Origin of the sequence: Sphingomonas sp. YR710 (assembly GCF_900101455.1) — a bacterium.
Lineage (GTDB): Bacteria > Pseudomonadota > Alphaproteobacteria > Sphingomonadales > Sphingomonadaceae > Rhizorhabdus.
Window position 1 is genome coordinate 20055 of record NZ_FMZJ01000004.1, and the last position, 26967, is coordinate 47021.

At 60.8% G+C, this 26967-nt stretch carries 24 protein-coding genes; 14 read left to right on the forward strand and 10 right to left on the reverse strand.

Annotation, left to right across the window (positions count from 1 at the left end; genetic code table 11):
* Positions 1 to 34: 34 nt before the first annotated feature.
* The 4 genes from BLS13_RS06215 to rsmA all read left to right on the forward strand — a co-directional run bounded on the left by BLS13_RS06215 (position 35) and on the right by rsmA (position 5503).
* Positions 35 to 2221 (forward strand): LPS-assembly protein LptD, encoded by a 2187-nt coding sequence (locus BLS13_RS06215; RefSeq protein ID WP_176943478.1) that lies wholly within the window; start codon positions 35 to 37, stop codon positions 2219 to 2221.
* A 117-nt stretch (positions 2222 to 2338) separates the two neighbouring features.
* On the forward strand, positions 2339 to 3640 hold the full coding sequence (locus BLS13_RS06220; protein ID WP_093451004.1) for a peptidylprolyl isomerase: 1302 nt from the start codon (positions 2339 to 2341) through the stop codon (positions 3638 to 3640).
* Positions 3618 to 4655: a 4-hydroxythreonine-4-phosphate dehydrogenase PdxA gene (gene pdxA, locus BLS13_RS06225; protein ID WP_371128185.1), complete on the forward strand. Its 1038-nt coding sequence runs from the start codon at positions 3618 to 3620 to the stop codon at positions 4653 to 4655. Before BLS13_RS06220 ends, pdxA begins: the two co-directional genes overlap by 23 nt.
* Positions 4656 to 4672: 17 nt before the next feature.
* The gene (gene rsmA / locus BLS13_RS06230; protein WP_256325732.1) at positions 4673 to 5503 is read left to right on the forward strand and encodes a 16S rRNA (adenine(1518)-N(6)/adenine(1519)-N(6))-dimethyltransferase RsmA; all 831 of its coding nucleotides are present in this window, start codon (positions 4673 to 4675) and stop codon (positions 5501 to 5503) included.
* 17 nt (positions 5504 to 5520) lie between these two features.
* Here rsmA and BLS13_RS06235 read toward each other — a convergent pair whose 3' ends face one another.
* The 6 genes from BLS13_RS06235 to BLS13_RS06260 form a co-directional block, all read right to left on the reverse strand.
* Complete coding sequence (locus BLS13_RS06235; protein ID WP_093450721.1) at positions 5521 to 6048, reverse strand: tetratricopeptide repeat protein; 528 nt, start codon at positions 6046 to 6048, stop codon at positions 5521 to 5523.
* Between the two features lie 32 nt (positions 6049 to 6080).
* A complete protein-coding gene (locus BLS13_RS06240) occupies positions 6081 to 7265 on the reverse strand; it encodes an RsmB/NOP family class I SAM-dependent RNA methyltransferase (protein WP_093450722.1) in 1185 nt (394 codons plus the stop codon).
* A gap of 75 nt (positions 7266 to 7340) precedes the next feature.
* Positions 7341 to 8798, reverse strand: a complete 1458-nt coding sequence (gene guaB, locus BLS13_RS06245; RefSeq protein ID WP_093450724.1) for an IMP dehydrogenase — start codon at positions 8796 to 8798, stop codon at positions 7341 to 7343.
* A gap of 142 nt (positions 8799 to 8940) precedes the next feature.
* Positions 8941 to 9954 carry a GGDEF domain-containing protein gene (locus BLS13_RS06250; protein ID WP_256325733.1) on the reverse strand — a complete coding sequence of 338 codons (1014 nt, stop codon included), beginning with the start codon at positions 9952 to 9954 and terminating at the stop codon, positions 8941 to 8943.
* A gap of 184 nt (positions 9955 to 10138) precedes the next feature.
* Positions 10139 to 10594 carry a hypothetical protein gene (locus BLS13_RS06255; protein WP_093450726.1) on the reverse strand — a complete coding sequence of 152 codons (456 nt, stop codon included), beginning with the start codon at positions 10592 to 10594 and terminating at the stop codon, positions 10139 to 10141.
* Positions 10595 to 10677: 83 nt separating this feature from the next.
* Positions 10678 to 12276 carry a phosphoenolpyruvate carboxykinase gene (locus BLS13_RS06260; RefSeq protein ID WP_093450728.1) on the reverse strand — a complete coding sequence of 533 codons (1599 nt, stop codon included), beginning with the start codon at positions 12274 to 12276 and terminating at the stop codon, positions 10678 to 10680.
* 266 nt (positions 12277 to 12542) lie between these two features.
* Between BLS13_RS06260 and BLS13_RS06265 the strand changes: the two genes are divergently transcribed.
* The 8 genes from BLS13_RS06265 (at position 12543) to BLS13_RS06300 (ending at position 18324) form a co-directional block, all read left to right on the forward strand.
* Positions 12543 to 13250 carry a response regulator transcription factor gene (locus BLS13_RS06265; protein WP_037525970.1) on the forward strand — a complete coding sequence of 236 codons (708 nt, stop codon included), beginning with the start codon at positions 12543 to 12545 and terminating at the stop codon, positions 13248 to 13250.
* The gene (locus BLS13_RS06270; protein ID WP_256325734.1) at positions 13237 to 14820 is read left to right on the forward strand and encodes a sensor histidine kinase; all 1584 of its coding nucleotides are present in this window, start codon (positions 13237 to 13239) and stop codon (positions 14818 to 14820) included. The genes BLS13_RS06265 and BLS13_RS06270 overlap by 14 nt, the downstream gene beginning before the upstream one ends.
* On the forward strand, positions 14817 to 15278 hold the full coding sequence (locus tag BLS13_RS06275; protein WP_093450730.1) for an HPr kinase/phosphorylase: 462 nt from the start codon (positions 14817 to 14819) through the stop codon (positions 15276 to 15278). Before BLS13_RS06270 ends, BLS13_RS06275 begins: the two co-directional genes overlap by 4 nt.
* A gap of 5 nt (positions 15279 to 15283) precedes the next feature.
* Positions 15284 to 16219, forward strand: coding sequence for an RNase adapter RapZ (rapZ, locus tag BLS13_RS06280; protein WP_256325751.1), 936 nt, complete (start codon positions 15284 to 15286; stop codon positions 16217 to 16219).
* 4 nt (positions 16220 to 16223) lie between these two features.
* Positions 16224 to 16631 (forward strand): PTS sugar transporter subunit IIA, encoded by a 408-nt coding sequence (locus tag BLS13_RS06285; protein WP_093450732.1) that lies wholly within the window; start codon positions 16224 to 16226, stop codon positions 16629 to 16631.
* A gap of 2 nt (positions 16632 to 16633) precedes the next feature.
* Positions 16634 to 16903 (forward strand): HPr family phosphocarrier protein, encoded by a 270-nt coding sequence (locus tag BLS13_RS06290; protein WP_371128188.1) that lies wholly within the window; start codon positions 16634 to 16636, stop codon positions 16901 to 16903.
* A 135-nt stretch (positions 16904 to 17038) separates the two neighbouring features.
* Positions 17039 to 17842 carry a TrmH family RNA methyltransferase gene (locus tag BLS13_RS06295; protein WP_093450736.1) on the forward strand — a complete coding sequence of 268 codons (804 nt, stop codon included), beginning with the start codon at positions 17039 to 17041 and terminating at the stop codon, positions 17840 to 17842.
* Positions 17839 to 18324: a GreA/GreB family elongation factor gene (locus tag BLS13_RS06300; protein WP_093450737.1), complete on the forward strand. Its 486-nt coding sequence runs from the start codon at positions 17839 to 17841 to the stop codon at positions 18322 to 18324. The genes BLS13_RS06295 and BLS13_RS06300 overlap by 4 nt, the downstream gene beginning before the upstream one ends.
* 39 nt (positions 18325 to 18363) lie before the next feature.
* Here BLS13_RS06300 and lon read toward each other — a convergent pair whose 3' ends face one another.
* Positions 18364 to 20769: an endopeptidase La gene (gene lon, locus BLS13_RS06305; protein ID WP_093450739.1), complete on the reverse strand. Its 2406-nt coding sequence runs from the start codon at positions 20767 to 20769 to the stop codon at positions 18364 to 18366.
* A gap of 136 nt (positions 20770 to 20905) precedes the next feature.
* On the opposite strand from lon, the gene opgC reads away from it, so the two are divergent.
* Complete coding sequence (opgC, locus tag BLS13_RS06310) at positions 20906 to 22036, forward strand: OpgC domain-containing protein (protein WP_256325735.1); 1131 nt, start codon at positions 20906 to 20908, stop codon at positions 22034 to 22036.
* A 527-nt stretch (positions 22037 to 22563) separates the two neighbouring features.
* The gene (locus tag BLS13_RS06315) at positions 22564 to 24843 is read left to right on the forward strand and encodes a TonB-dependent receptor (protein WP_176943463.1); all 2280 of its coding nucleotides are present in this window, start codon (positions 22564 to 22566) and stop codon (positions 24841 to 24843) included.
* Between the two features lie 50 nt (positions 24844 to 24893).
* Here BLS13_RS06315 and BLS13_RS06320 read toward each other — a convergent pair whose 3' ends face one another.
* The 3 genes from BLS13_RS06320 to BLS13_RS06330 are packed head-to-tail and all read right to left on the reverse strand — an operon-like array spanning position 24894 to position 26965.
* On the reverse strand, positions 24894 to 25442 hold the full coding sequence (locus BLS13_RS06320; RefSeq protein ID WP_093450744.1) for a GNAT family N-acetyltransferase: 549 nt from the start codon (positions 25440 to 25442) through the stop codon (positions 24894 to 24896).
* Entirely contained in the window at positions 25432 to 26448 is a 1017-nt protein-coding gene (locus BLS13_RS06325) for a FecR family protein (RefSeq protein ID WP_256325736.1), read from the reverse strand. The genes BLS13_RS06320 and BLS13_RS06325 overlap by 11 nt, the downstream gene beginning before the upstream one ends.
* Positions 26378 to 26965, reverse strand: coding sequence for an RNA polymerase sigma factor (locus BLS13_RS06330; RefSeq protein WP_093450745.1), 588 nt, complete (start codon positions 26963 to 26965; stop codon positions 26378 to 26380). The genes BLS13_RS06325 and BLS13_RS06330 overlap by 71 nt, the downstream gene beginning before the upstream one ends.
* Between the last annotated feature and the right edge of the window lie 2 nt (positions 26966 to 26967).

Sequence of the window (26967 nt, forward strand, 5' to 3'; positions counted from 1 at the left end):
GCTGGCCTCATTGCCACTTTCGCTGACCGCAGCGATGCCGATCTATGCACAGAATCTGCTTGATCCTGCTGTCGGCCGGCCGTCATTGGGGGATGCCCCCCTGCCGGCCAACGAGGAAGAGGTGACCTTCGCCGCCGATACATTGTCTTATGACGACAATGGCGAAATCGTCACGGCCACCGGCAATGTCCGCATGGCGCGACAGGGTGATCGGCTGCGGGCTGATCGGGTCGAATGGAACCAGAAGACAGGCGTAGTCCGAGCGACAGGCAATGTCGCGGTCGTCAATTCCGGCAATGACACGGTGTATGGCGATTCGGTCGAGCTGACCGATTCATTACGCGACGGTGTCGTGGAAAACCTGTTGCTGGTGCTCAATGACGGCGGCCGGCTCGCCGCGGTTCATGGCACGCGTGTGAACGGCATCTCGACGTTAACGACCGCAGCCTATACGCCGTGCGCTGTTGTCGACAGCCACGGCTGCCCGAAGGATCCGATCTGGAAAATCAGCGCTAACCGCGTGGTTCATGATCCGGCAAAGCATCGAATCAGCTACGAAGGCGCGCGGATCAGCATGTTCGGTGCGCCGCTCATCTGGTTGCCGGGATTGTCGCATCCCGACGGCACTGGCGGCGGTTCCGGACTGCTACTGGCCGATGTCCGCTACAACCATACGAACGGCTTCAAGTTCGCGCTGCCTTATTATTTCAAGCTGGCACCCAATCGCGATCTGACGCTCACTCCCAGCATCTTCAGCAAGGTTCTGCCGACGCTGTCCGCCCAATATCGGCAACTATCCGATAACGGCGCATGGCAGGCCACCGGTACTGTCACATATGGTTCAAAGGTCGTCCCGACCACGACGGGCGTTACGGCGGCGAGTGGCGACAAGAATATTCGCGGCTATATCGACGCCAACGGGCGGTTTCAGTTCGGTCCGGACTGGACGATTAGCGGATCGATCCGGGCCGCCACCGATCGCACCTTCATGCTCCGTTACGACATTTCCAACGACGACCGCCTGCGCAGTCAACTCAAGGCAGAACGGATCAACAGCGACAGCTATTTGTCAATCGCGGGCTGGGCTGTGCAAACCCTGCGAAGCGGCGACGTGCAAGGGCAACAGGCATTTGCCTTACCCGCAATCGACTATCGCCTTCGCCTGACGGACCCGTTGTTGGGGGGCATCGTGCAGGTCCAGGCCAACAGCCTCAACCTGATCCGAACCGCCGGGCAGGATACGCAACGTGCTTTTACCGCGATCGAGTGGGATCTGCGGCACTACACGCCGCTCGGCCAGGAATTGACTTTCACTGGCTACGGGCGCGCCGATGTCTATCATACCGATTCAATAGCCGACACAGCGACAGTCAGTTATCGCGGCAACGCCGGTTGGCAGAGCCGCGGCATCGTTGCGATCGCCGCCGATATGCGCTGGCCGTTCATCGGTGGTTTTCTCAGGGGATCTCAGCGTGTCACCCCGCGCGTGCAAATCGTCGCTTCGCCGAAAACTCGCAACCTGAGCATACCGAACGAGGATTCGCGCTCGATCGATCTCGAAGATTCGAACCTGTTCGCGCTCAACCGCTTCTCGGGTTATGACCGCTGGGAAGATGGCAGCCGTATCACGTACGGGCTCGAATGGGCGGTCGACGTGCCGGGCGTTGCCGTCAATACCCAGATCGGCCAGAGCTACCGCCTTTCGAGCAAGCCATCGCTGTTGCCTGTCGGTACCGGCCTGGCCGATCGATTATCGGACATTGTCGGCAGGACCACTATCCAATATGGTCGGTTTCTCGAATTGACCCACCGTTTCCGGCTCGACAAGGATAATCTGGCGATCCGCCGCAACGAAATCGATGCTACGGTCGGTAGCCGGAAGACCTATCTTACCGTCGGCTATTTTCGCCTGAATCGCGATATCGATACAAGCATTGAGGATCTTCGCGATCGTGAGGAAGTGCGCCTGGGCGGGCGCATCCAATTTGCGCGATATTGGTCCCTATATGGATCGACCGTGATCGATCTGACCGGCAAGAGCGAAGATCCGCTGTCAATTGCCGATGGATTTCAGCCGGTACGGCACAGGATCGGGCTGCTTTATGACGACGATTGTATCCAGTTGGGTGTCACCTGGCGCCGGGATTATCAGACGACCGGCGATGCCAGGAGCGGCAACACTTTCCTGTTGCGGCTGGCGCTCAAGAATTTGGGCCGCTAAGCGTAGGTTCAGTTGACCCATGCGAATGCCCCCGCATGCTCTGGGATTGAGGATCCGAATACGGTGAATGTGAATACCAAGAACAATGGCAAATGGCTGTTGACGGCAGTCGCGGCGATGGCCGTAACGATCGCCGCGCCGATCCTTTCGCAGACCGTTCCGGACGATGAAAATCCCAATAACCAGCTCGATCTGCCGAAAGACCTCACCATCTTCGGGCAGTCCGATCCCAACGTCCGCAAGGCGACGGCGATCGTGAATGGTTCGATCATCACGGCAACCGATGTTGATCAACGGCTGGCGCTCGTCGTCGCGGCCAACGGCGGCAAAGTTCCTGATGACGAAAAGGAGCGGTTGCGCCTGCAGGTGCTGCGCAACCTGATTGACGAGACCCTCCAGATCCAGGAAGCCGCCGCGCAAAAGATCGATATCAGCGATGCCGAGATCGACCAGACATTCCAGCGCGTGGCAGGAAACTTCAAGAAGAGTCCGAAAGAATTCGCAAAATATCTGACGTCTCAGGGTTCATCTGAGACGTCGCTGAAACGGCAGATTCAGGGCGAGGTTTCGTGGCGGCGCGTACTCAGCCGCAAGGTCGAACCCTTCATCAACGTGAGCGAGGAAGAAGTCCGGGCGATCATGAACCGGCTCAACGCGGCGAAGGGCGCGACGGAATATCGCATCGGCGAGATCTTCCTCTCGGCCACGCCGGAATCGATGCCGGAGGCGCAAGCGAACGCGAACAGGATCATCGATCAGTTGCGCAAGGGTGGCTCGTTCGCGGCATATGCGCGGCAGTTTTCCGAAGCCTCGACGGCCGCTGTTGGCGGTGATCTCGGCTGGGTGCGTGCCGAACAATTACCCGAGCAGCTTGCCACCAATGCCCAGCAGATGAGCAGCGGACAGATCAGCCCGCCGATCGCGGTATCCGGTGGCTATTCGATCATCGTCCTCGTCGACAAGCGCCAGGTGTTGACCGCCGACGCGCGCGACGCCGTTCTGTCGCTCAAACAGGTGAGCCTGGTTTTTCCCAAGGGGCTGACCCAGGAGCAGGCTACGCCTCAGGTTGAGAGTTTCGCCAAAGCCATGGCGGCGATCCAGGGTTGCGGCAAGGTCGCAGAGGCCGCCCACGCTCTGGGCGCCGATGTGGTCGACAATGATTCGATCAAGGTTCGCGATCTACCGGCGCCATTGCAGGATATGATGTTGAGCCTCCAAATTGGTCAGGCGACGCGTCCGTTCGGGTCTCTGAGCGATGGCGTCCGATCACTCGTTCTGTGCGGACGCGACGATCCACAGGCAGCCTCAGGGCCATCTTTCGATCAGATCCAGTCCCAGATCGAAGAAGATCGCGTGAATCGCCGTGCGCGACGTTATCTGCGCGATTTGCGGCGCGATGCTGTCATCGAATATCGATGATGCACCGCACTGGATCCCGATGGGCATAAGTCCGCTCGCCGTCGCCCTGGGCGATCCTGCCGGTATTGGGCCGGAGATCGTTGCCAAGGCCTGGAACCTTCGCCGCGAACATGACTTGATGCCGTTTTTTGCGGTGGGCGACAGGCGCTCTATCGAAGTGATCTGGGATGGACCGATCCGGCGCATCTATTCACCAGACGATGCGATCGGGTGCTTCGACGACGCCCTACCGATCATCCAGATCGAAGACACCGGCCCGATCGTGCCCGGCCAACCCGATCTGAGCGGCGCGCGCTGTTCGCTCGATTCGCTCGAAATGGCGGCCGGGCTGGCCCGTTCGGCGATGGTCGGTGGCCTTGTCACCGCGCCCGTCGCCAAGGTGCAACTCTACGCGATCGGATTCACGCATCCTGGCCAGACTGAATTCATCGCTGAGCGCTGCGGTATTGCATCAAGTAACGCGGTGATGCTGCTCGCTGGGCCAACGCTTCGTTGCGTTCCGATCACAACACATATGCCGCTGCGCGACGTATCCGATTTTCTCACGATCGATCTCATCCTGGCTAAGGCCCGTGCTACCGAACGCGGCCTAGTAAAGAATTTCGCGATCGAGCGTCCGCGGCTCGCGATTGCCGGGTTCAATCCTCATGCCGGCGAAAGCGGAGCAATCGGCCGCGAGGAGATCGACCTGATCATACCCGCGGTCGAGATCCTGCAGAGTGAGGGCATCGATATCGTCGGGCCGCTAGCGGCCGATACGATGTTTCATCCCCGGGCACGCGAGCAATATGATTGCGCTTTGTGCCTTTATCATGATCAGGCACTCATCCCGTTGAAGACACTGCATTTTGATGAGGGCGTCAATATGACCTTGGGCCTGCCGATTGTCCGCACGGCGCCCGATCATGGCACCGCCTTCGGAATTGCCGGCAAGAATCTGGCGCATCCCGGCGCGATGATCGCGGCGATCGCGCTGGCGGGCACGGCGGCACGGAATCGCCTGCTCTGCCCATGATTACGGGGATGGATGGGATGCCGCCGCTGCGCGACGTGATCGCGCGGTATGGGCTCAGCGCGAACAAGGCGTTGGGGCAGAACTTCCTGCTCGACGGGCAATTGCTCGACCGGATTGCCCGCGTTCCCGGCGATCTGAACGATCAGACGGTTTATGAAGTCGGGCCCGGGCCCGGTGGACTGACCCGCGCCCTGCTCAAGGCCGGGGCGCAGGTCGTTGCCGTGGAGCGAGACGATCGCTGCCTTCCCGCGCTGGACGAATTGAACCAGGCCTCGGGTGGTCGGCTGCGCCTGCTGTCGGCCGATGCGATGAAGGTGGACGAGCGTAAGGAAGCGGGAACCGGCGCCCATATCGTCTCGAACCTGCCCTATAATGTCGGCACAGCGCTGTTCGTACGCTGGACGACGTTGGCCGAATGGCTACCCTGGTGGCGGACGCTGACGCTGATGTTCCAGCGCGAGGTTGCCGAGCGGATCGTGGCGGAGCCGAACAGCGCCGCTTATGGGCGCTTGTCGGTACTTGCCCAATGGCGCGCCAGGCCTGTGATCGCGATGAACGTGCACCGGTCGGCCTTCGTACCACCGCCGAAAGTGATGTCGGCGATCGTCCATGTCACGCCGGCGACCCAACCGGCCAATGTGTCGATCGCAACGATCGAAATGTTGACGGCGGCGGCATTCGGTCAGCGGCGCAAGATGTTGCGGCAGAGCCTGAAATCGGTGCAAGGCGCGGTCGACCTGCTCAGCCAAGCGGGGATCGCGGCAGACCGCCGCGCAGAAACCTTGTCGGTCGATGAATTTGTAGCGCTCGGCCAGTTGCTCGAGCGGAACTCAGCTTCGTCAAAATGAGAGGTTTACAGTCCAAACTACTGATTAGTGCTGCTTTTTTCCTGTCCTTTGGGCGGAGCTTTATCATTGTTCTGCACAGCAACAATGGCGGGTGGCGGACCTTTGGCGATCGCGGCGGCGAGTTGCGTCGCAGGCGCACATTCGCTTTTGCATAATGCCCGTACCCGCACGAGATTGGCGCGTGCACGCTCGACGGCGCCACGCTGGACCATCGCTTCGCCCTGGGCGGACAATGCCGTTACGTCATTGGGTTCCAGCGAGAGCGCCTCGAAATAGAGCCTGATCGCCTTGCCCGGCAGCGCCTGCGCCTGGGCAACCCGGCCGAGTGCGATAAAGGCCGCCCGGTTGCGCGGATCGACCGCCAAAGCGGTTTCCAATGCGTCATTGGCAGCGACAAAATTGCCCGCCTTGAGCTGGTTTTGCCCTTCGGTCAGCAGCGCCAGCGACTTCGGATTAATCTGGTCATCGGTGCGTTGCCCGTTCACGCCGCTCGAAACGGTCAGCAGGGTCAACGACAAAGCAAGCGTCATCGGCGAGAACCGCATCAATATCTCCAACACATACGCACGATGCTCTCTTAGCATGCACGGACTAGCCTAGCGACGAAAAATCCGTCCGTTCCATCATTTCCGGGGCTCAGCAGCTTGCCAGGGCCATGATATCGGCCGGGCGTGAACAAATCCTTTTCGGCGCGGAAACCCGTAGTCCGTTCGAGGAACGATGCGACCTGACCGGCCCCCTCCTCATCCAGCACCGAGCAGACCGCATATACCAGCGCGCCGCCGGGCTTCACCAAAGGCGCAGCGACATCAAGCACCTGCGCCTGCAGCGCAGTCAGTCGCGCGAGGCGTTCGGGATTCAGGCGCCAGCGCGCTTCCGGGTTGCGCCGCCAGGTACCCGTGCCCGAGCAGGGCGCATCAACCAGCACGACGTCGCAGGCCTCGCTGAGATCACCGAGCACATTGCCCTCGCGGCCCGGATCGAGCAGCCGGGTCTCGATCGAACCGAGTCCAGCGCGCGCGGCCCTGGGGCTGAGCCGCGATAACCGCGCACGATCAGTATCGCTGGCGATCAGCCGCCCCTCGTCGCCCATATCGTCGCCAAGTGCGAGCGTCTTGCCGCCGGCGCCAGCGCACAAGTCAAGCACGGTCATTCCCGGCCGCACGCGGCATGCCTGGGCAATAAGCTGGCTGCCTTCATCCTGGATCTCGATCAGGCCGTCATTCCAGGCCTCCAGTCCCTCAATTGCCGTTCCCTCGGGCAGGCGAATACCGGATGGCGCGTGCGGCGTCGGCACGGCGTCCGGGATCAGCGCGATCACCGTCACTCGATCGGCCTTCCGCCGGTTGACCCGGACGTCAAGCGGTGCACGATCGAGCAATGCTGCCTGCGCATCGGCATCGAACTTATCGTTCAACTTCGACGCAAGCCATGCCGGCAGGGCGCCACCCCGCGCGTGCTTCTCGGACTTGTCGATCGCCATCGGGCCATGCGGGCTGCCATCGAACAGTTTGGCGACCTCGGCGTCCTGTCGCGCCACGCCGATCAGTGCGGCACGACCGCTTTGCGGCCGATCGCCGGAGCGCCGGATCGCTCGATAAACCAGTTCGCGCACCGCCCGGCGATCCTTCGAGCCGGCGTAACGGCGCGTTTTGAAATAGCGCGCGATCAGCGTATCGGCGGCGGCACCGCCGTCGCGCGCGGCACCAATAATCTCATCCAGCAATTCAATTGCGGCCTGTGCGCGTGCGGACGGCGTCATAAATCTTCTCCGGTCGACCCGCGCGCTGACGAGCAAATGGTCTTCGCGCGCCGGCCAAACGGACCGGCCTTATGCCTAGCGCGTCGGATAGTTTGGCGCTTCGCGCGTGATGGCGACATCGTGGACATGGCTTTCCTGCAGCCCGGCATTGGTGATCCGCACAAATCGCGCGCGCTGCTGCAGATCCGGGATCGTATGAGCGCCGGTATAGCCCATCGCGGCTTTCACGCCACCGACGAGCTGATGGATCACATCGCGCGCCGTGCCCTTATAGGGCACCTGCCCCTCAATGCCTTCGGGCACCAGCTTCATCTGGTCCTTGATATCCTGCTGAAAATAGCGGTCTGCCGAACCGCGCGCCATTGCGCCGACCGACCCCATGCCGCGATAGGCCTTGTACGAACGGCCCTGGTACAGGAAGGTCTCGCCCGGCGCCTCCTCGGTGCCCGCCAGCAGCGATCCGATCATTACGCACCCTGCCCCAGCAGCCAGCGCCTTGGCGAGGTCGCCCGACGTTCGCAACCCACCATCGGCGATCACGGGGATGCCGGACTTGGCGGCCTCGGCCGCCGACTCCATCACCGCGGTCAGTTGCGGTACGCCGACGCCCGCCACGACCCTTGTCGTGCAGATCGAACCCGGACCAATCCCGACCTTGACCCCATCGGCACCGGCATCGATCAGCGCACGGGTGGCCTCGGCGGTGGCGACGTTGCCGGCGATCACCTGAACCGAATTGGAGAGCCGCTTGACCCGCTCAACCGCACGCGCGACCTCGCGATTGTGGCCATGCGCGGTGTCGATCACGATCAGATCGCATTCGGCGTCGATCAGGGCCTCGGTCCGTTCAAACCCCTTGTCTCCGACCGTGGTCGCGGCTGCGACACGCAGGCGACCCGTGGCGTCCTTGGTGGCCGACGGATAATTGACCGCTTTTTCCATGTCCTTGACAGTGATCAGGCCGACGCAGCGATAATGCTCGTCAACGACCAGCAATTTCTCGATCCGCCGCGAATGCAGCAGGCGACGCGCATCCTCGGAGGATACGCCGGCGGGCGCCACCGCCAGATTCTGCTTCGTCATCAGCTCATGGACCGGCTGACCAGGGTTTTCCGCGAAGCGCACATCACGATTGGTAAGGATACCGACGAGCTTGCCGTCGTTCTCAACGACCGGGATGCCCGAGATGCGGTGACGCGTCATCAACGCGCGGGCATCCGCCAAGGTCTGAGTGGGTGCCATCGTGATCGGATTGACCACCATGCCCGATTCATAGCGCTTTACGGCGCGGACTGCGTCAGCCTGTTCTTCGACCGTGAGGTTGCGATGCAGCACGCCGATGCCGCCGAGCTGCGCCATCACGATCGCCATGTCGGCCTCGGTCACGGTGTCCATCGCCGATGACAGGATCGGGATGTTCAACGCGATCGCTTTGGTGACGAAGGTTCGCGTATCGGCCTGACTCGGCAACACATCCGATTCGCCGGGCCGCAGGAGCACGTCGTCGAAAGTTAGGCCGAGGCTGATATCCATGAGGTGCGAATCCGTGGGTAGAGGAAAGGATTCGAGGCCATATATGTCGCCTCGCCCGCTACCGCCAGTCCCACCGTGCATCCTGCGTGATTATGCGCGGCCGAAAAAGAATGCGCCTGCTTGCGCATTTCCAGCCAGACTCTCACTCCTCGCCGTGAATGATCACGCGGTTTCTTCCGCTGCCTTTGGCTTTATACAGTGCCTCATCCGCGCGGCGCAGCATTTCCGCGACATCCTCACCTTCCCTGAGCTGCGCGACGCCCGCCGAGAAGGTGACGGTGCCCAGCGATTCGCCGGTGGTGCGGGATACGAGCGCCCGGTTCTGCAGATCATCGCGTATATCGTCGACGCGCATGGCCGCCCGGCGCGCCATGATCCCATCGAATAGAATCAGGAATTCCTCGCCGCCATAGCGGCCTACACAAGTGTCCTCGCCGGCGCCTTCGGACAGAGCATCGGCGACAAGGCGCAGAATGCGATCACCGGTATCATGGCCGAAATTGTCATTGATCGCTTTGAAGTGATCGATGTCGCAAAAGGCGACAGTCAGGGGGTAATCCTCTGCCAAAGCCTGCTCCAAAGCCGCGTTCAGCCTCGTCTGGAATGCGCGGCGATTGGCCAGACCGGTGAGCGGATCCGTTTCCGCTGTCGCCTGCGCCTCTGCCAGATTGTCCTTCAGCGACACCATCTGGGTGCCCATTTCCTGCAAGCGTCGTTCGGCGTCCTGGGTCTTACCGATCATGGTGCGCGTAAGTTCGACCAACAGACCGATCGCCCGGCTTGAAGGCTCGGCGCCAGCATCGAAGGCTGCTGCGCCCTTTTCGAGGGCGTTGCCATAGGCCCTGGCATCGGCCGTCGACTGCGTGACCAAACCGGCGGCGAGGGTCATGCTTTCGTGGGCGCGCTCGATCAACTGGTCGACGAGCTCGGTCGAAACCTGATTCGTGGTCGAGTCGGCAATTTCCTGGGCGATCTCTGCCCGCAGCATGCCGTCGCGCGCAATGGCGGCATCGACCGCCGCGAGCACCACCGGATCGTCCGAGCAAAAATATTGATAGGCGAGATCGTAGTTTACCGGCGTCGGATCGAGCCGGTTCGCCCTTAGAAATCCACCGATGCGATCGAACAGATCGACCGTGCGCGTCTCGCCAGGCACAAGCGCCGCCCCACCATTTCCGGCCGGGTCATCCCCGTCCGTTTTGCCGAATATGGCGCCGAGCCGTGCCCAGCCTCTCCGATCTGCGGCAGCCGCAGATTCATCTCTCTTGGGGGAATGACCTTCGTACATGCCCGCATTAACGCCGCAAACCTTTAAAATTTAGTATGTATCGAGCCGAAAGTTACGGCGCAGCCGGCATCGGAAAAGGCGCTTTATCCGGCTCGACGAAATTGCGCCGCGCTTCGACCGAAAACAGCCTGCTTTTGCTATAGAATCTGAGCGGCCAATCGCGCTGCCCCTCATCGGCTGCGAGCAGCCCATTGACCCTGTCGAGCAGGATCCGTGCATCGGTGCGCGCCAGCCAGTTGCGCACGCCGACAATGAAGCAACGGGTGATCGTGTCATGATAGCCGCCATGATCGTCATTCACGCCGCCGACGGACTCATTGTAGCCGCCGATGATGCCCCGCAGATCGTGTTCGGGATCGATGTCCGGGCGTTGCGTGACGATCCAGAGACAAGCGCCAAGATGCGCCTCATGAGTCCATTCGGCTTTCGGCAGGCTGCGGTCGATCAATCCGAGCGCAACCCGATCGACGGAGGCTTTACTGTCAAACAATCTGGGAATGTGGACCATTTCTATTCCTTGATACGCAAGAAAGGCGCCCCGGCCTCAACCGGAACGCCTTTCTTGCGACCTTACGGTCTGTGGTTCGGCGATCAGGCAGCCTTGGGGGCAGCCTGGCGGACGCCCTCGTCGACATGTTCTTCGAATTGCTCGAAATTGGCGATGAAGCGGCCGACGAGCTTGGCGGCTGTCTCGTCATAGGCAGCCGCATCGGGCCAGGTTTCGCGCGGATTGAGGATCTTGCTGTCCACGCCGGCAACCGCAACCGGCACCTTGAAGCCGAAATTCGGATCGGTGCGGAATTCTGCGTTGTTCAGGCTGCCATCGAGCGCTGCATTGAGCAAAGCACGGGTGGCCTTGATCGGCATCCGGCTACCGACGCCATATTGCCCGCCGGTCCAGCCGGTGTTGACGAGCCAGCAATCGACACCGCCCTTGGCGATGCGCGACTTGAGCAGATTCCCGTAAACCGACGGGTGGCGCGGCATGAACGGCGCACCGAAGCAGGTCGAGAAGGTCGCATCGGGCTCGGTAACGCCGATCTCGGTGCCGGCGACACGCGCGGTATAGCCCGAGAGGAAGTGGTACATTGCCTGATCGGGGGTTAGCTTCGCGATCGGCGGCAACACCCCATAAGCATCCGCCGTCAGGAAGATCATGTTCTTGGGAACTGGGCCCAGATTGTCCTTCGAGGCATTCGGGATGAACTCGATCGGGTAGGAGCCGCGGCTGTTCTCGGCCAGGGTCGCGTCATCGAAGTCGAGTTCGCGGCTGGTTTCGTCCATCACAACGTTTTCGAGCACGGTGCCGAAACGCTTGGTCGTCGCAAAAATCTCAGGCTCGGCCTCGGGCGAGAGGCGGATCATTTTCGCATAACAGCCGCCTTCAAAATTGAAGACCGCTTCGTCCGACCAACCATGCTCGTCGTCGCCGATCAAGGTACGGCTGGCATCGGCCGACAGGGTCGTCTTGCCGGTGCCCGACAGGCCGAAGAAGACCGCGGTGTCGCCGTTGGGGCCGATATTGGCCGAACAGTGCATCGGCATCACGCCTGCTGCCGGGAGCTTGTAGTTGAGAATGCCGAACACTGACTTCTTCATCTCGCCGGCATATTTGGTGCCGCCGATCAGAATAAGCTTCTCGCTGAGATTGACTGCGATGACGGTCTCCCCGCGGGTGCCGTGACGAACGGGGTCGGCTTTGAAGGTCGGAAGGTCGATGATCGTATATTCGGGGATGAAGGCGGCCAGCTCTTCGGCACCCGGACGCACGAGCAAGGTGCGGATGAACAGATTGTGCCAGGCGAGCTCGTTGATCACGCGCACGTTGACGCGGTGCGTCGGCTGCGACCCGCCAAACAAATCCTGAACGAACAAGCTGTCCTTCGTGCCAAGGTGGGTCAGGAAGTCCGCCTTCAGGGCAGCGAAATGCTCGGGCGTCATGCCCTTGTTGGTCTTGCCCCACCATACTGTGGACTCGGTTTCGGCATCGCGAACGATAAATTTGTCATTCGCCGAACGACCCGTATGTGCGCCGGTCTTCACGACCAGCGGGCCATCCTTAGCCAACTGGCCTTCCCCGCGGGCCAGCGCATGCTCCACGAGCGGCGCAGTGCCGAGATTCCAGAACAGCTTGGCGCCAACGGCGATGCCCTGCTGATCAAGGCCAAATGCGGGGGTTAACTCGGGCACGAATAATCTCCTGTGGTCGGGAAAGTGGCCTGAACGGCCGTTCCCTGCTTCTGATCGGTCTGCGCGCCAGTCTGACGATGCCGCATCCGACCGATTCCTTCACTCTTCACGTGCGCATAATTGCAAAGGCCCGGATCGTAAAGCGATCGTTGGAGACGGTTGAATGCCCTTTGCCTGTGCGCTAAGACTGCATCCGCAACTTTCGGACACGTCGTTCTCGGGCACGATCTCGGGCCAGATAAACCTCAGGGAGGCCATCCGGTCCCATGTCGGCTTCCATAGCGCTCGTCGATGACGATCGTAATATCCTCACCTCTGTATCGATCGCGCTGCAATCCGAAGGGTTTACGGTCCGAATCTATTCGGATGGTGAAACGGCACTCAAGGCGCTGCTGGACAATCCGCCGGACCTCGCCGTGCTCGATATCAAGATGCCGCGGATGGATGGCATGGAACTGCTCCGCCGGCTCCGTGAGAAAAGCGCCGTGCCGACGATCTTCCTGACGTCCAAGGATGATGAACTCGACGAAGCGCTCGGCCTCGCGCTCGGCGCCGATGATTATATCACCAAACCCTTCTCGCAACGGCTTCTTATCGCCCGGATTCGCGCGATCCTGCGCCGCACCGAATTGCGGGCGGGCGGAGAGCCTGCTGCCGATAGCCCCCCCGCCGAGCGCATCGTTCGCGGGCGGCTGGAGATGGATCCGGCACGACATCGTGTGCAATGGAACGGCCAGGACGTCACATTGACGGTAACGGAATTCCTGATCTTGGAGGCCCTTGCCCAGCGTCCGGGCTTCGTCAAATCGCGCGACCAGTTAATGGACACCGCTTACCAGGACGATGTCTATGTCGACGATCGCACGATCGACAGTCATATCAAGCGCCTGCGCCGCAAGTTCCGGCAGGTCGACAATGACTTCAAGGCGATCGAGACCCTTTACGGCGTAGGATACCGGTTTGCTGAGGAGTGACGACGGAACGACGTTTCGCGGCTGGGCCGCGGGCGGCTCGCTGACGACACGCATTCTGGCGGTCAACATCATAGCCTTGGCGATGTTGGCGGGCGGCTTTTTTTATCTCGAGAGTTTTCGTTCACAGCTCGTCGATGCGCGCGTGGAGGAAACAGCGTCACAGACACGACTGATTGCCGAAGCCATAGCTGCCGCGCCGGATGGCGGACGCGGCCCGCTGATCGCCAAGGTCGGCATGGCGACCGGGACGCGCCTGCGCATCTTCGATTACGGTTCAGCAACCGATAACGGCCGTCCTCAACTCGATAGCTGGGCCATCACTGGCCCGACATATGAGTTGCGCGATCCGACGATGGAAGATTGGCAGAAGCGCGTGGCTCGGTTCCTGGACCGGGTCATAGATCGCGTGGTCGGCGCCGACCGTCCCAAAGATTTTGCCGAACCACGCAATGATGAATTGCGAGAATGGCCCGAAGCGCGGGGCGCGATCGAAACGCACAATATCATTACCTCCGTGAAGCGTGCTCCCGATCGTACGCCGGTGATCATTGCCGCCATACCGATTCCTGGCTCGCGCCCGGACCGCAGCCAGGTGCTGCTCTCGACTGAAAACCAGCGCGACATTACCCGCATCGTACGCGCCGAAAGGCTACGCCTGGGGATCGTCCTGCTTATCGTCGTTGTGCTCTCCGTGCTGCTTTCGCTGTTCCTGGCGCGTACGATCGTTCGGCCGCTGCGCCGGCTCGCGCTGGCCGCGCACCGGGTTCGGCTCGGCCGCGCCCGGGAAGTGCAGGTGCCGCGCCTGCCCTCCCGCCGCGACGAGATTGGCACGCTCGCCCGTGCATTGTCCGACATGAGCATGGCCATCCGGCAGCGTATTGACGCTACCGAGGCCTTCGCTGCTGATGTCACCCATGAACTGAAAAACCCGCTGGCGTCCCTGCGGTCGGCGGTCGACGCGCTGGCGTTGGTAAAGGATCCGGCGCTGCAGCAGCAATTGATCGACGTGATTCAGGATGATGTCGCCCGGCTCGATCGGCTGATCACCGATATTTCGGAAGCATCGCGCGTTGATGCAGAACTCGCTCGCGCACGGTTCGAGACGATCGATCTCGGCGTGATGATCGAAGGGTTGGTGTCTTCCCGCGAAGTCCGCAACCGCAACGGCGACGTCCGGGTTGCCTTTGCCAGACCGCATCGCGGAACCGCAGTCGTATTCGGCGATGGATCACGCCTGACCCGCGTGGTCGAAAACCTTGTCGAAAACGCCATATCCTTTTCGCCAAAAGGCGGACTGGTTCAGGTCGCTGCCACCCGTGATGGAGAAGATGTGCTGATCCGGGTCGAGGATGAAGGGCCCGGCGTTCCCGCCGAGGCGCGCGAGGCGATATTCAACCGCTTTCACAGCGTCCGGCCGGAAACCGAGCAATTCGGACGCCATAGCGGGCTCGGCCTGGCTATCGCCAAGGCGATCGTAGAGGGCCATAATGGCACCATTGAGGTTCAGGATCGCGACAATGCCCCGTCCGGCGCCAAATTCGTGATCCGCCTGCCCGTGGCCAGTCGATGACAGAAGATCAACATCAGGATGAGCATCGCAACCCGATCCATGCCACGAGCGTGGTGATCGACGGTCGCGCGCTCCTGCTCTCCGGACGATCGGGCAGTGGAAAATCCGATCTGGCGCTGCGGCTGATCGACCGCGGGGCGCTGTTGGTCAGCGATGATTATACCATGCTTGAAAATCGTGGCGGCATATTGTTCGCGGCGGCACCGCCCCAAATAGCCGGAAAGATCGAGATCCGCGGTATCGGATTGGTCGATCTGGCGTGCGCCAAGGCCGCGCCGGTTGCGCTCATGCTGATGCTGGATCAGCAGGCGGACCGCATGCCTGCCGACCAAATGGCTATAATCAGGCTCGAGGGTGTCGAGATCCCCACCCTGCCCCTTGCACCGTTCGAAGCATCCGCTCCGCTCAAGGCCGAAGCTGCGCTGCGACTTCGCGGCCTGGAGGTAACGGCGCAGTGACCGAACTGAAGGGCCCGCAGAAAATCCTGTTCGTGACCGGCATGTCTGGCGCCGGCAAATTGACAGCGTTGAAGACGTTCGAGGATATGGGCTGGGAAACGGTCGACAATTTGCCGCTGTCGCTGCTCGATCAGTTGCTCGCCGCCGCGCCGCCGGAGGGGGCGACCGACAGCAATCGGCCGCTGGCGATTGGCATCGACAGCCGGACTCGCGATTTCGACTGCGATCTGGTCGTGCGCAGGGTTCGGAGCCTGCGCGACGGCGAGGGCCGCGACGCGGGCATCCTGTTCCTCGATTGTAGCGGCGTGGAGATCGCACGCCGCTATTCGGCAACACGCAGCCTGCACCCGCTGGCATTGGATCGCCCGATTGAGGATGGCATCACGCATGAACGCGAGTTGTTGGCCCCGCTGCGTGAGGCCGCCGATCATCTGATCGAAACCACGGGCCGGACCACCAACGATCTGCAGGCCTTGCTGCGATTGCGCTTCGGCGACTCGGGCCAGCATGGGACGATGCTGACCGTGATGTCGTTCGCCTTTTCGCGCGGCGTGCCCCGCGATGCGGATCTGATGTTCGACATGCGCTTCCTGCGCAATCCGCACTGGGATCCGTTACTGCGGCCCAAAACCGGCCTCGATCCGGATGTCGGTGACTATATCGCTGCGGACCCCATCTACGCCGAGGCCCGGCGACGTATCGAAGATCTTATCCTTTTGCTGCTACCCCGCTATGAAGGCGAAGGGAAAAGCTATGTTACGATCGCAATCGGATGTACCGGGGGCAAACATCGTTCGGTTCACATTGCAGAATGGCTCGCTGGACGGTTGCGCGACGCTGGTTTTTCGCCCACGCTCCAACATCGCGATCTGACACTGGAGATTTCGGGCGCGGAGGAGAGCATCGTGCCGGGCGTGGGATCACGAGGGATGGTCGGGTAGTAAGATGATCGGATTGGTGCTTGTTACACATGGCCGCCTGGCTGCCGAATTCGTGACGGCGATGGAACATGTGGTTGGTCCGCAGACGGCGATCGAGGCGATCTGTATCGGCCCCGACGACGATATGGAGAGCCGCCGCACGGATATCGCGCGCGCGGTGCAGGCCGTGGACAGCGGCTCCGGCGTGATCCTGCTGACCGACCTGTTCGGCGGAACGCCATCCAATCTGGCGATCTCGCTGATGGAACCGGGGCGTATCGAAGTCATCGCAGGCATCAACCTGCCCATGCTGATTCGGCTTGAAGGCGCGCGTAAGATGATGAAGATCAAGGCTGCAGTTGCGGCTGCGCGCGATGCCGGCCGGAAATATATATCGGTCGCATCTGAAGTCTTAGGAGAGGCTGCTGCATGACGATGCTCTTCCAGCGGGAAGTCCAGATCACCAATATCCGCGGCCTGCATGCGCGTGCGAGCGCTAAGTTCGTGACCCTGGCCAGCGCGCAAAGCGCCAATATCGAAGTCGAGAAGGATGGTTCAAAGGTCGCCGGCACGTCGATCATGGGGTTGATGATGCTGGGTGCCGCCAAGGGCGATAGCGTGATCATCTCGGCAACCGGCGATGGTGCCGAAAAGGCGATCACCGTGCTGGCCGAACTGGTCGAAGGCAAGTTCGGCGAGGATTGAGCGACCAATTACTTTTGTCGTTCTGGCGCCTCAGAGCACGCGGATCATAGTTCGCGGCAACGGACGCTGAATCCAGTTCAGCATGATGAGCAATGCAGCTATGGCTCGGCTCTCAACCCAACCGGAACCCTTGCCCTGCCCCGCCAGATCACCGCCTTTTCCAATCCGCTGATCAAGCGGGTGCGTGCGCTTCGCGAAAAGCGCCATCGTCGCGAGGAAGGCCTGTTTCTTGCGGAAGGGCTGCGCATCCTCACCGAAGCGGCGGATTGCGATATCCTGCCCGAATACATCTTCTTCGCGAAAGAATCGGCCGCGCATCCGCTGACGCAGCGTTTGGTCGATGCTGTGGAGGCCAAGGGCGGCGAGGCGATCGAGACCGATCGCGATATCCTGTCGAAATTGTCGGGCAAGGATAATCCGCAGACGGTGATCGGCGTGTATCGCGAGTTTGATACGTCGCTCGCCCGGATCGATAGGAGCGCCTCCGACATCTGGATCGTCGCCCAATCGCTGCGCGATCCCGGCAATCTGGGCACGATCCTCAGAACAGGTGATGCCGTCGGCGGCGGTGGCCTGATCCTTGTCGACGATTGTGTCGATCCCTTTTCCGTGGAGGCCGTACGGGCGACGATGGGCGCTTTGTTCACGCAGCGCATCGCGACCGCCCGCTGGGAGGAGTTCCTGCTTTGGCTGCGAACCGGGCCGGGGCAGCTCGTCGGCACCAGCCTGAAGGCGACACACGATTATCAGGCGCCGCGCTACGCCGCTCCCACCTTCCTGCTCGTCGGCAATGAGGCACAGGGCCTGCCGGCGGCCTATGAGGCCGAATGCGACTTGCTGGTGAAGATGCCGATGCTCGGGAGCGCCGACAGCCTCAACGTCGCGGTCGCCACCGCTGTGATCGCCTATGAGGTGCTCAATCAGCGGCGCGCGCGATGACCGATCGGCCGAATTATATCAGCCCTGCCGGTTTCACCGCCATGCGCCAACGCTACGAGCAGCTCTTCTCGATCGATCGCCCCGCGTTGGTCGAGGTTATCAGTTGGGCTGCGGGCAATGGCGACCGCTCCGAAAATGGCGACTATATCTACGGCCGCAAGAAACTCCGGGAGATCGATCGCGAACTGGCCTTTCTGTCCAAGCGGATGAAAAGCGCGAAGGTGATCGATCCATCGCAGCAGGTCGATCGTTCTAAAGTCTATTTCGGGGCAACGGTCGTTGTCGTCGACGAAAATGATGTCGAACGGACGGTGACTCTGGTCGGCGACGACGAGACCGACGCCGGTACGGGCCATATCGGATGGCGCTCCCCGCTCGCCTTTGCCCTGCGCGGCGCCGCCGTCGGAGACCTGCGGCGCGTCCAGTTGCCGGTAGGTGAGAAAGAACTTGAGGTTCTCTCAATAACCTACCCAGAAATTTGAGAAATCCTCCCCGAGTGACCTCGGGGAGGATTTAGCGTTTCAATGCCGGATCGGCACGCTGCCTTCGGTCGCAGCGATTGGCGGCGCGATGGGTTGTGTCGCCAGATCGTCCGCCTCGGTCCATTCGATGGGCGCGATCGGGCCGGATAAAGCGAGCTTCAGCACTTCATCGACATGCGACACAGGAATAATCTTGAGATTTTCCTTAATATTCGCAGGGAGTTCGACAAGGTCCTTTTCATTGTCTTTCGGGATTAGCACGGTGGTGATTCCACCGCGGAGAGCCGCCAGCAACTTCTCCTTTAGCCCGCCGATCGGCAGGACCCGACCGCGCAAGGTCACCTCGCCGGTCATCGCCACTTCGCGGCGGACCGGAATGCCCGTCAAAGTCGAAACGATGCACGTAACGATACCGATTCCGGCCGATGGGCCATCCTTCGGCACGGCTCCTTCGGGCAAATGGATATGAATATCCTTGCGCGCGATCAGGCTCGGCTTGATTCCGTACCCCGGCGCGCGCGCCTTCACGAAGCTGAAGGCCGCCTGCACCGATTCTTTCATCACGTCGCCGAGCTTGCCGGTCGTGCTGACCGCACCCTTACCAGGCACCGTCACGGCCTCGATCGTCAGCAGCTCGCCGCCCACCTCGGTCCACGCCAGCCCGGTCACAGCACCGATCTGATCCTCTTCCTCGCCAACACCGTAGCGGAATTTCCGCACGCCGGCGAAGTCGGCAAGATTGTCCGGGCTAACGACGATCGACGTGTCCTTGCCTTCAAGGATCCGGCGCAGCGCCTTGCGCGCAAGCTTTGCGATCTCACGCTCGAGCGTGCGGACACCGGCCTCGCGCGTATAATATCGGATCAGATCGCGCAGACCGCCGTCGGTCAGCTCAAACTCGCTGGGCTTCAGGCCGTGCGCATCGATCTGCTTCTGCAGCAGATGCGACTTGGCGATCTCGACCTTTTCATCCTCGGTATAGCCTTCGAGCCGGATGATCTCCATGCGGTCGAGCAGTGGCTGTGGCAGATTGAGGCTGTTGGCCGTCGTCACAAACATGACGTCGGACAGATCGATGTCGATCTCCAGATAATGATCCTGGAACTTGTTGTTCTGCTCGGGATCGAGCACCTCGAGCAGCGCCGACGCCGGATCGCCGCGGAAATCCTGGCCGAGCTTGTCAATCTCGTCGAGCAAGAACAACGGATTCGAAGTGCCGGCCTTCTTGAGGTTCGACACGATCTTGCCCGGCAGCGAGCCGATATAGGTTCGGCGATGGCCGCGAATTTCGGCCTCGTCGCGCACGCCGCCGAGCGACTGGCGCACGAACTCACGGCCGGTCGCCTTGGCGATCGAGCGTCCGAGCGAGGTCTTGCCGACGCCGGGAGGCCCGACGAGGCACAGGATCGGCCCCTTCAGCTTGTTGGTGCGCGCCTGCACCGCCAGATATTCGACGATCCGGTCCTTGACCTTCTCCAGCCCGAAATGATCGGCATCGAGCACGGCCTGCGCCGCGGCGATATCCTTCTTGAGCTTCGATTTCTTGCCCCATGGCAGGCCCAGCAGCACGTCGAGATAATTACGCACGACGGTCGCCTCGGCGGACATCGGCGCCATCCCGCGCAACTTCTTCAGCTCGGCACTGGCCTTGGCACGCGCTTCCTTCGACAGTTTGAGCGTAGCGATCTTGGATGCGAGTTCGGCAAGCTCATCCCCCCCTTCCTCGCTGTCGCCATTGCCCAGTTCGCGCTGGATGGCCTTCAATTGCTCGTTCAGATAATATTCGCGCTGTGTCTTTTCCATCTGCCGCTTCACGCGGCTGCGAATCTTCTTTTCAACCTGCAGGACACCCAGTTCACCCTCCATGAAGGCGAACGTCATCTCCAGGCGCTTCATCGGATCGAGTTCGACAAGCAAGGATTGCTTGTCGGCGACCTTGATCGTGATATTGGCGGCCACCGCGTCGGCAAGCTTCGAGGCTTCCTCGATCTGCCCGAGCTGGACAGAGGTCTCGGCCGGCAACTTCTTGTTGAGGCGCGCATAATTTTCGAACTGATCGACTACCGAACGCATCAGCGCCGAGGCTTCGGGATTGTCGACATTGACATCCTCGATCAGATCGACCGTGGACGTCAAATGTGTTCCCGATGCGTTGAATTCGCCAAGCCGCGCCCGCTGACCGCCTTCAACGAGCACCCGTACGGTGCCGTCGGGCAGTTTCAGCAGCTGCAGCACCGTTGCCACAACGCCGACATCATAGAGTGCATCGCGATCGGGGTCATCTTCAGCAGGATCGAGCTGCGCGACGAGGAAAATAGACTTGTCACCTGTCATCGCGCTCTCAAGCGCGGCAACCGACTTCTCGCGCCCCACGAACAGGGGAACGATCATGTGCGGAAAAACCACGATATCGCGCAACGGCAACACAGGAAGCTGTTCAGTCATGCAATCTCCGATGATGGGGTACCGATCCCCATCGCTACCTGCTCTATATGGGTGACAGGGGTTCAGGATCAATGAACGCTATATCATTAACCGTATCCGCGTTGAATTTTCCCGGCTCTGCTGTATGGGCGCGCCGGTGACCGTCGAAAATCCGAGCTTTTCCGATGCGGCCCCGTTGGTGGCCCCGCGAGATCAAACCATCGATATCCTGCGCGGCTTCGCGCTCATCACGATTACGATCAACCATATCACCGGTTTCACCGATCGAATGGGCATGGTCGGCCGGCAATTTCCGACGCTGACGCTATGGGGCTTCTCCAGCGCCGCCGAAATCTTCTTTCTCGTATCCGGGTATCTTGTTGGTGCCGTCTATTTTAGCGCCGCCAAAGATCCGCCGATTCCGGCCTTCGCCAGTAAGGTGTGGGTGCGGGCAGGCAAGCTATATGCCTATAATCTGGCCTTGTTCCTGGTCTTGCTGCCAATGTGCTGGGTTTCGCCCGATATGGCACGATTGAGCTTCTACCGCTATTTTTTCACCGGCGGGCCAACGACGTTCGGCCAGTTCCTGATCCTCTATATCCAGCCTTATTGCCTCGAGATCCTCGTCACATATATCGTGCTGCTGGCGATGGCGCCGCTGTTCGCGATCATGCTGCGGGCGCAGGCAATCGTCGCCGTGCTGCTGTCGATCGCCTTATACTGGTACGCTCATCAAAATCCCGGTTTCAATATTCCGGGGGGATCGCCGCTCGGTGACTGGGGCTGGAATTTCAATCCGGCATCGTGGCAGGCGTTGTTTTTCGTTGCGATGGCGGCGGGGCGATACCGGTTGCTAGATGGTCTGCGGCGCAAAACACAGGGTAACTGGTACTTGCTGCTGCTGCCCTGGATCATCTTCGCGGCCTTCACCTGGCTCTATCTCGCGCAGGACTGGTATGATTTTTCGGTGATGTATCAAAGCAAGGTTCGTGTCGGTCCGGTTCGGGCCGGACATGCTTTATCGGTGAGCTGGGCGGTGATGAGCTTGTTCTGGATGTGGCCGCGGCTGCAACGGCTCTGGATATTTCGCCAATGCGCGATCATCGGATCGAATTCGCTACAGACCTTCGTTGCCTGCGTCGCGATCAGTTATGCGGCGGGCTTCATATGGATCGAATATTTGCACAGCCATGCGGCCTATATCGCCCTGTGTATTACATCGGTGATCGTGCTCGGCTTGTTTGCCAACGCTTATCGCCGCTGGCGAACACGCTCCGCCGAGGATTGACGGGCCAGGCCTCGGCTCATTGCCCTCGGGAATGCGTGCCCGGCATTCCCTTCAGCGACAGCCGCGATTGATATTGCCACTTGACCATTGTCCGATGAACTCTGTGTGCGTCGATCACACCACGGAACGCGCTTTCCGGCCCACCTACCTTTTTTGGTGATTTCTCGTGACTAAACGGTCATTATGTACCGTATAGCAAGTATGCGCCAATCTGCTGGAGCAAGAAGGTTGTTAATTAGATGGTAGATTTGCTATTTCTGGATAGAGGTTCTCCAAATTTGATACCATCGGTGCGATAATTTGCCAATATTTATGAAATGCATTTGATATTTTCAATTTCCGCACTGAACCAAACAGTGACTACCGGAGAGAGCATGATGGTTTTGAGCCGGCGCTTTTGGCGCCTTCTTTTATGCACAACCGCAGGCCTGATTCCACTGTCAACGAGCAGCCAGGCATGCGCTCAAACGGCATCGTCCGCTTCCGCCGAAAGTGAGAGCGCGGCAATCGTTGTCACTGCGCGGCGTATGGAAGAGCGCCTGCAGGATGTACCGATATCGGTCGGTGTGCTGAGTTCGGACAAATTGCTCCAGGCGAATATCGCGAGCGCCGACTCGCTTGCGAAATATATCCCCGGCCTGACGGCGACCCAACGATATTCGCCCGAAATGTCGACGTTTTCGATTCGCGGTTTCACGCAGGAGTTAAGGACGTCAGCTTCTGTCGGAACCTATTTCGCGGATGTCGTGGCGCCGCGCGGTGGCGGCGCCAGCCTTTCGGGCGGTGATGGTGCCGGACCGGCCTACCTCTTCGATCTGCAAAATGTGCAGGTCCTGAAAGGGCCGCAAGGCACCCTGTTCGGACGCAACACGACGGGCGGAGCCGTCCTGTTCGCCCCTCGCAAGCCCACCCGAAACTTCGAAGGCTATATCGAGGGTACATATGGCAATTTCGGGATGCTGCGGATCCAGAGCATCGTCAACGTCCCGGTTTCTTCGGATGTGCGACTGCGTCTGGGTGTCGATAAGATGCAGCGCGACGGCTATCTGCACAATGTCTCCGGAATCGGGCCCCGGACCTATGCCGATGTCGATTATACGGCCGCGCGGGCGAGCCTTGATATCGATCTTACCCCGGATATCGAGAATTATACGGTCGGCATTTATTCATTCTCGGATCATCAGCCAGCAGCGTTCCAGGTCTTCAACGCCAATCCGGCGCTCGGCCTGGGCCGGCTCGCCGCCGCGCAAGTCGCACGACTGCAAGCTGGCAACGATCCCTATCAGGTCGAAATCAACCTGCCCAATCCCCGATCGCGGACGAGATTCTGGCAGGTCATAAATCAAACGACCTTTCGTGTGTCGCGCGGCGTGACGATCAAGAACAATATGTCTTATTCGCAGATCAGGCAGGGCTTGCGGGCCGCCATCTTCGGCAGCAATTTTTCCGCTGGTCCGGGTACTATCATCTACACGTCGGTCTCATTCAACCCGCAGGGCGGATATACCAACAGCCAGAACAATCTTGTCGATGAGCTGCAGCTTCAGGGAGTGGCGATCGGCGGCAAGCTGAACTGGCAGGCAGGTCTTTACTACGAAATCAGCACGCCGGACGCGCTGGTCGGCAGCGTCGGGCCATCAAACGGCGCGGTTTGCCTCAGCCTGGCCGTCGAAACCGCCGACGATTATCGATGCCGCAGTTCTGCCGCCGCGCCCACCTCCGTGAACATGGCCAAAGGCTCGGTCAAATATATCAACATGGCGGCCTATTCGCAGGGCACCTACGCCCTCACCGACACGCTCAAGCTGACCGCAGGCATCCGCTATACCTATGATCGGTCGCGGGGCGTGTCCGTCGCACAGCTGCGGCTATTTCCGACAAATGGGGCATTTAATGCTGCGGGGCCCGTCATTTGCGAGGCCGGCTTCGCGGTGCCCGGCTGCCGCGTCGAATCGAGCACGTCGTCGACGAAGCCTACCTGGACCCTCAACGCGGCCTATAAGCCGATCAAAAGGCTGATGGTCTATGGAACCTGGTCACGCGGCTATCGCCAGGGCGCAGCCAACCCGTTCGCCGCCCCGCTGGCGCAGACCTTCGAGCCTGAGTCGGTCGATGCCTATGAACTGGGTGCCAAGACCGAGTTTGCCGGAACGGTTTCGGGCATCTTCAATATTGCCGGCTATTATAACCGGTTGTCCAAACAGCAGCTCCAGTTCGCGCTACAGCCGTTGCCCGGTACGCTGGGATCGAACCGAACGTCGATCTTCAACGCGGGCAAATCGCGGATCTATGGCGCGGAAATGAACGCTTCGCTACTATTCGGTCGGATTTTCCGGCTGGATGGGGCTGCGAATTATCTGAAGACGAAGCTGATCTCACGCCAAGCCGTGAGCTTGCCCGGCTATGTCGTCATCCCGACGGCCGATGTCGGCGGCGAACTGCCTTATTCGCCGAAATGGTCGGCCAATATCGGCGGCACGGTAACGCTCCCTCTCCCGGCATCGACCGGTAAGGTCGATATGGGGGCGAGCTATCGCTATCAAACCTCCTATCAGATTCAGGCCGCCTCGGTCACGCCGCTGCGTTCGACGCCAGTGAGGCAGCTCGACCTGAATCTCGACTGGCACAATGTCATGAATAAGCCGATCGACCTTGCGGTGTTCGCAACCAATGTCACCGGCCAGGTCAATGTGATCACCGTCAACGGGCTGTTCGGTTCATTCGGTTTCGACGGGCGCCAACTCGGCGATCCCCGCATGTATGGCATGCGCGTCAGGCTGCGCTTCGGGCCCAATATGTCCAAATGATCCTGTTTGCCCGCAGGGTGGCCGATCCGTTCACGCTGCCGGGGGCTGGCTCACAATGCCTTGCCCATGCGGATAAGCGGAACCGGGATGCCGCCGGGCGCCACCGCCTCGAACGGCTCGATGACCGAGTAACCACACACCTGATAGAGCGGAACGCCGGCCATGGTGGCGGCCATTTCGGCCCTGCGAAAACCCGCCGCCCTTGCCGCTGCTTCGCACAGGCCGATTATGTACCGCCCTACCCCGCGGCGAACAAAATCGGGATGCGTGTACATGGCGCGGATTCGTGCCGGATCCCGTGCGGGATCAAGCATCGCTGCGTCGCGACCGCCACTCGCGTCGCCGCCGAACAGGGTTGCGCGCGCGCTCCAGCCACCACAGCCGGCCACCCTTCCGTCAAGTTCGACCAGGAAATAGGTCTCGTCCCGGATCAACTGGCTGTCCAGGCCCATATGCGCGCGGCTCGCTTCAATTTCGGCCGGGGTCAGAAAGCCCTGCTGAAGCTGCCCGATCGCCAAATCCATAACCGCGCCAATCGCATCGATATCGTTCAGCGTTGCAAGGCGATGGTTCAGCACGACCACAACCTCATTCGTCATAGACCAGCAGGATCGACTGATCGGCCCCGGGCAGAGCACGGATCGGGAAGCTCCGCTGGAGCGCCGCCAGGAAGCGCTCCGACTCGCGGACTTCGAATCGACCGCCCACGCGCAAAGATCCGATCCGCGGATCGCCAATCACCATCGGATGGTCGCGATAGCGATTGAACTCGTCGACGGCCTGTTCAATCGTATCGCCATCGAGCGCGATCACACCGTCGCGCCATGCCACGCGCTGATCGAGCGATCCGCGATCGAGCGGCGTGACCGCGATCGTCCCCTTGCGCACGACGGCCCCCCGCCCTGCCACGACCTGCGCGCCATGATCGCCGGTGTCGCCATGATCCCCGTCACGCACCCCCACGATACCATCGGTCACGGTCAGTTCGACGATGTCCCTGCGCAGGCGGATGTTGAACGCGGTGCCAATCGCACGAAAACGGGTCGAGTTGACAGCTACGACGAACGGCCGGCTTGGATCATGCGCGACGTCGAACAATGCCTCGCCCTCGAACAGGCGAATTAAGCGCTGCCCTTTGTCGAATGCCACCGAGACTTGCGATGCGGTGTTGAGAACCAACGTTGATCCATCGGGCAGGGCTACCGTCTTTCGCTCGCCTCTTCGCGTAACGTAGCGACTATGCTCCTTGAGCAGCGAGTAGATAATCGGCGCGGACAAGGTAGCAACCGCCGCTGCCGCCAGACCGCCGGCGAGCAACCGACGGCGTCCAAACTCGGTCGCGACCGGCTCTTCGGAACCCGCGAGATCGATATTATCCGGCGCTTCCGTGTCGAAACCACGCGGCATGCCCTTGAGCCGTTCGGCCGCTTCCCAGGCGGCTTCGAGTCGGGCAAATGCCACAGCATGGCGCGGGTCGCTAGCGATCCAGGCCGCTATAGCATCGCGTTCGACTGCGGAGGCGTCGCTATGGAGCCTAGCGAAGCGAGATGCCGCCTCCTCGACCAGCGTCAGCCGATCGCTCTGAGCCTCGTCTTTCGCGCTCAAAGCTGCACTCCTCGATCTCCGACATAGCCTTTGCCAGAAGCATGACCGCCTTGGCGAGATGCTTCTCTACCGTAGAGACGGACAAGCCCATCTCTCCCGCTATCTCCCCGAGCGAAAGTTCGTGGACACGGCGGCGGAGAAATACACGACGGCATTGTGGAGGCAAGCCATCGATCGCGTGCTGGACGTGCCGCAATTCATCGCGGGCACTCAAACCCATCTCGGTGGAACAATCGACCTGCAGGCTCTCGATATCAGCGACATAATCGAATGAAACCACGGCGTTACGCCGCGCATCATCGATCAGGATATTGCGCGCGATGCGGAACAGATAATGCTTACCGTTGGATATACGCGCCCAGTCATCGGCAGCATAAGCGCGCGCGAGACTCTCCGAAACGATATCGTCAAGATCGGCATCTGCCGACAGCATGCGCCGAAGCCGTGCCCGCAAAGCGCCCTGATGTGGAAGGATGCTGGACTTGAACCAGGAAAGTCGTTGGGCGAGATCGTTCACTG

Excerpts from the sequence above, each read along its gene's own strand:
- BLS13_RS06215 (WP_176943478.1), top strand. The coding sequence starts at position 35 with ATGCCGATCTATGCACAGAATCTGCTTGATCCTGCTGTCGGCCGGCCG.
- BLS13_RS06220 (WP_093451004.1), top strand. The coding sequence starts at position 2,339 with ATGGCCGTAACGATCGCCGCGCCGATCCTTTCGCAGACCGTTCCGGAC.
- pdxA (WP_371128185.1), top strand. The coding sequence starts at position 3,618 with ATGCTGTCATCGAATATCGATGATGCACCGCACTGGATCCCGATGGGC.
- rsmA (WP_256325732.1), top strand. The coding sequence starts at position 4,673 with ATGCCGCCGCTGCGCGACGTGATCGCGCGGTATGGGCTCAGCGCGAAC.
- BLS13_RS06235 (WP_093450721.1), bottom strand. The coding sequence starts at position 6,048 with ATGCGGTTCTCGCCGATGACGCTTGCTTTGTCGTTGACCCTGCTGACC.
- BLS13_RS06240 (WP_093450722.1), bottom strand. The coding sequence starts at position 7,265 with ATGACGCCGTCCGCACGCGCACAGGCCGCAATTGAATTGCTGGATGAG.
- guaB (WP_093450724.1), bottom strand. The coding sequence starts at position 8,798 with ATGGATATCAGCCTCGGCCTAACTTTCGACGACGTGCTCCTGCGGCCC.
- BLS13_RS06255 (WP_093450726.1), bottom strand. The coding sequence starts at position 10,594 with ATGGTCCACATTCCCAGATTGTTTGACAGTAAAGCCTCCGTCGATCGG.
- BLS13_RS06265 (WP_037525970.1), top strand. The coding sequence starts at position 12,543 with ATGTCGGCTTCCATAGCGCTCGTCGATGACGATCGTAATATCCTCACC.
- BLS13_RS06275 (WP_093450730.1), top strand. The coding sequence starts at position 14,817 with ATGACAGAAGATCAACATCAGGATGAGCATCGCAACCCGATCCATGCC.
- BLS13_RS06285 (WP_093450732.1), top strand. The coding sequence starts at position 16,224 with ATGATCGGATTGGTGCTTGTTACACATGGCCGCCTGGCTGCCGAATTC.
- BLS13_RS06290 (WP_371128188.1), top strand. The coding sequence starts at position 16,634 with ATGCTCTTCCAGCGGGAAGTCCAGATCACCAATATCCGCGGCCTGCAT.
- BLS13_RS06300 (WP_093450737.1), top strand. The coding sequence starts at position 17,839 with ATGACCGATCGGCCGAATTATATCAGCCCTGCCGGTTTCACCGCCATG.
- lon (WP_093450739.1), bottom strand. The coding sequence starts at position 20,769 with ATGACTGAACAGCTTCCTGTGTTGCCGTTGCGCGATATCGTGGTTTTT.
- BLS13_RS06315 (WP_176943463.1), top strand. The coding sequence starts at position 22,564 with ATGGAAGAGCGCCTGCAGGATGTACCGATATCGGTCGGTGTGCTGAGT.
- BLS13_RS06320 (WP_093450744.1), bottom strand. The coding sequence starts at position 25,442 with ATGACGAATGAGGTTGTGGTCGTGCTGAACCATCGCCTTGCAACGCTG.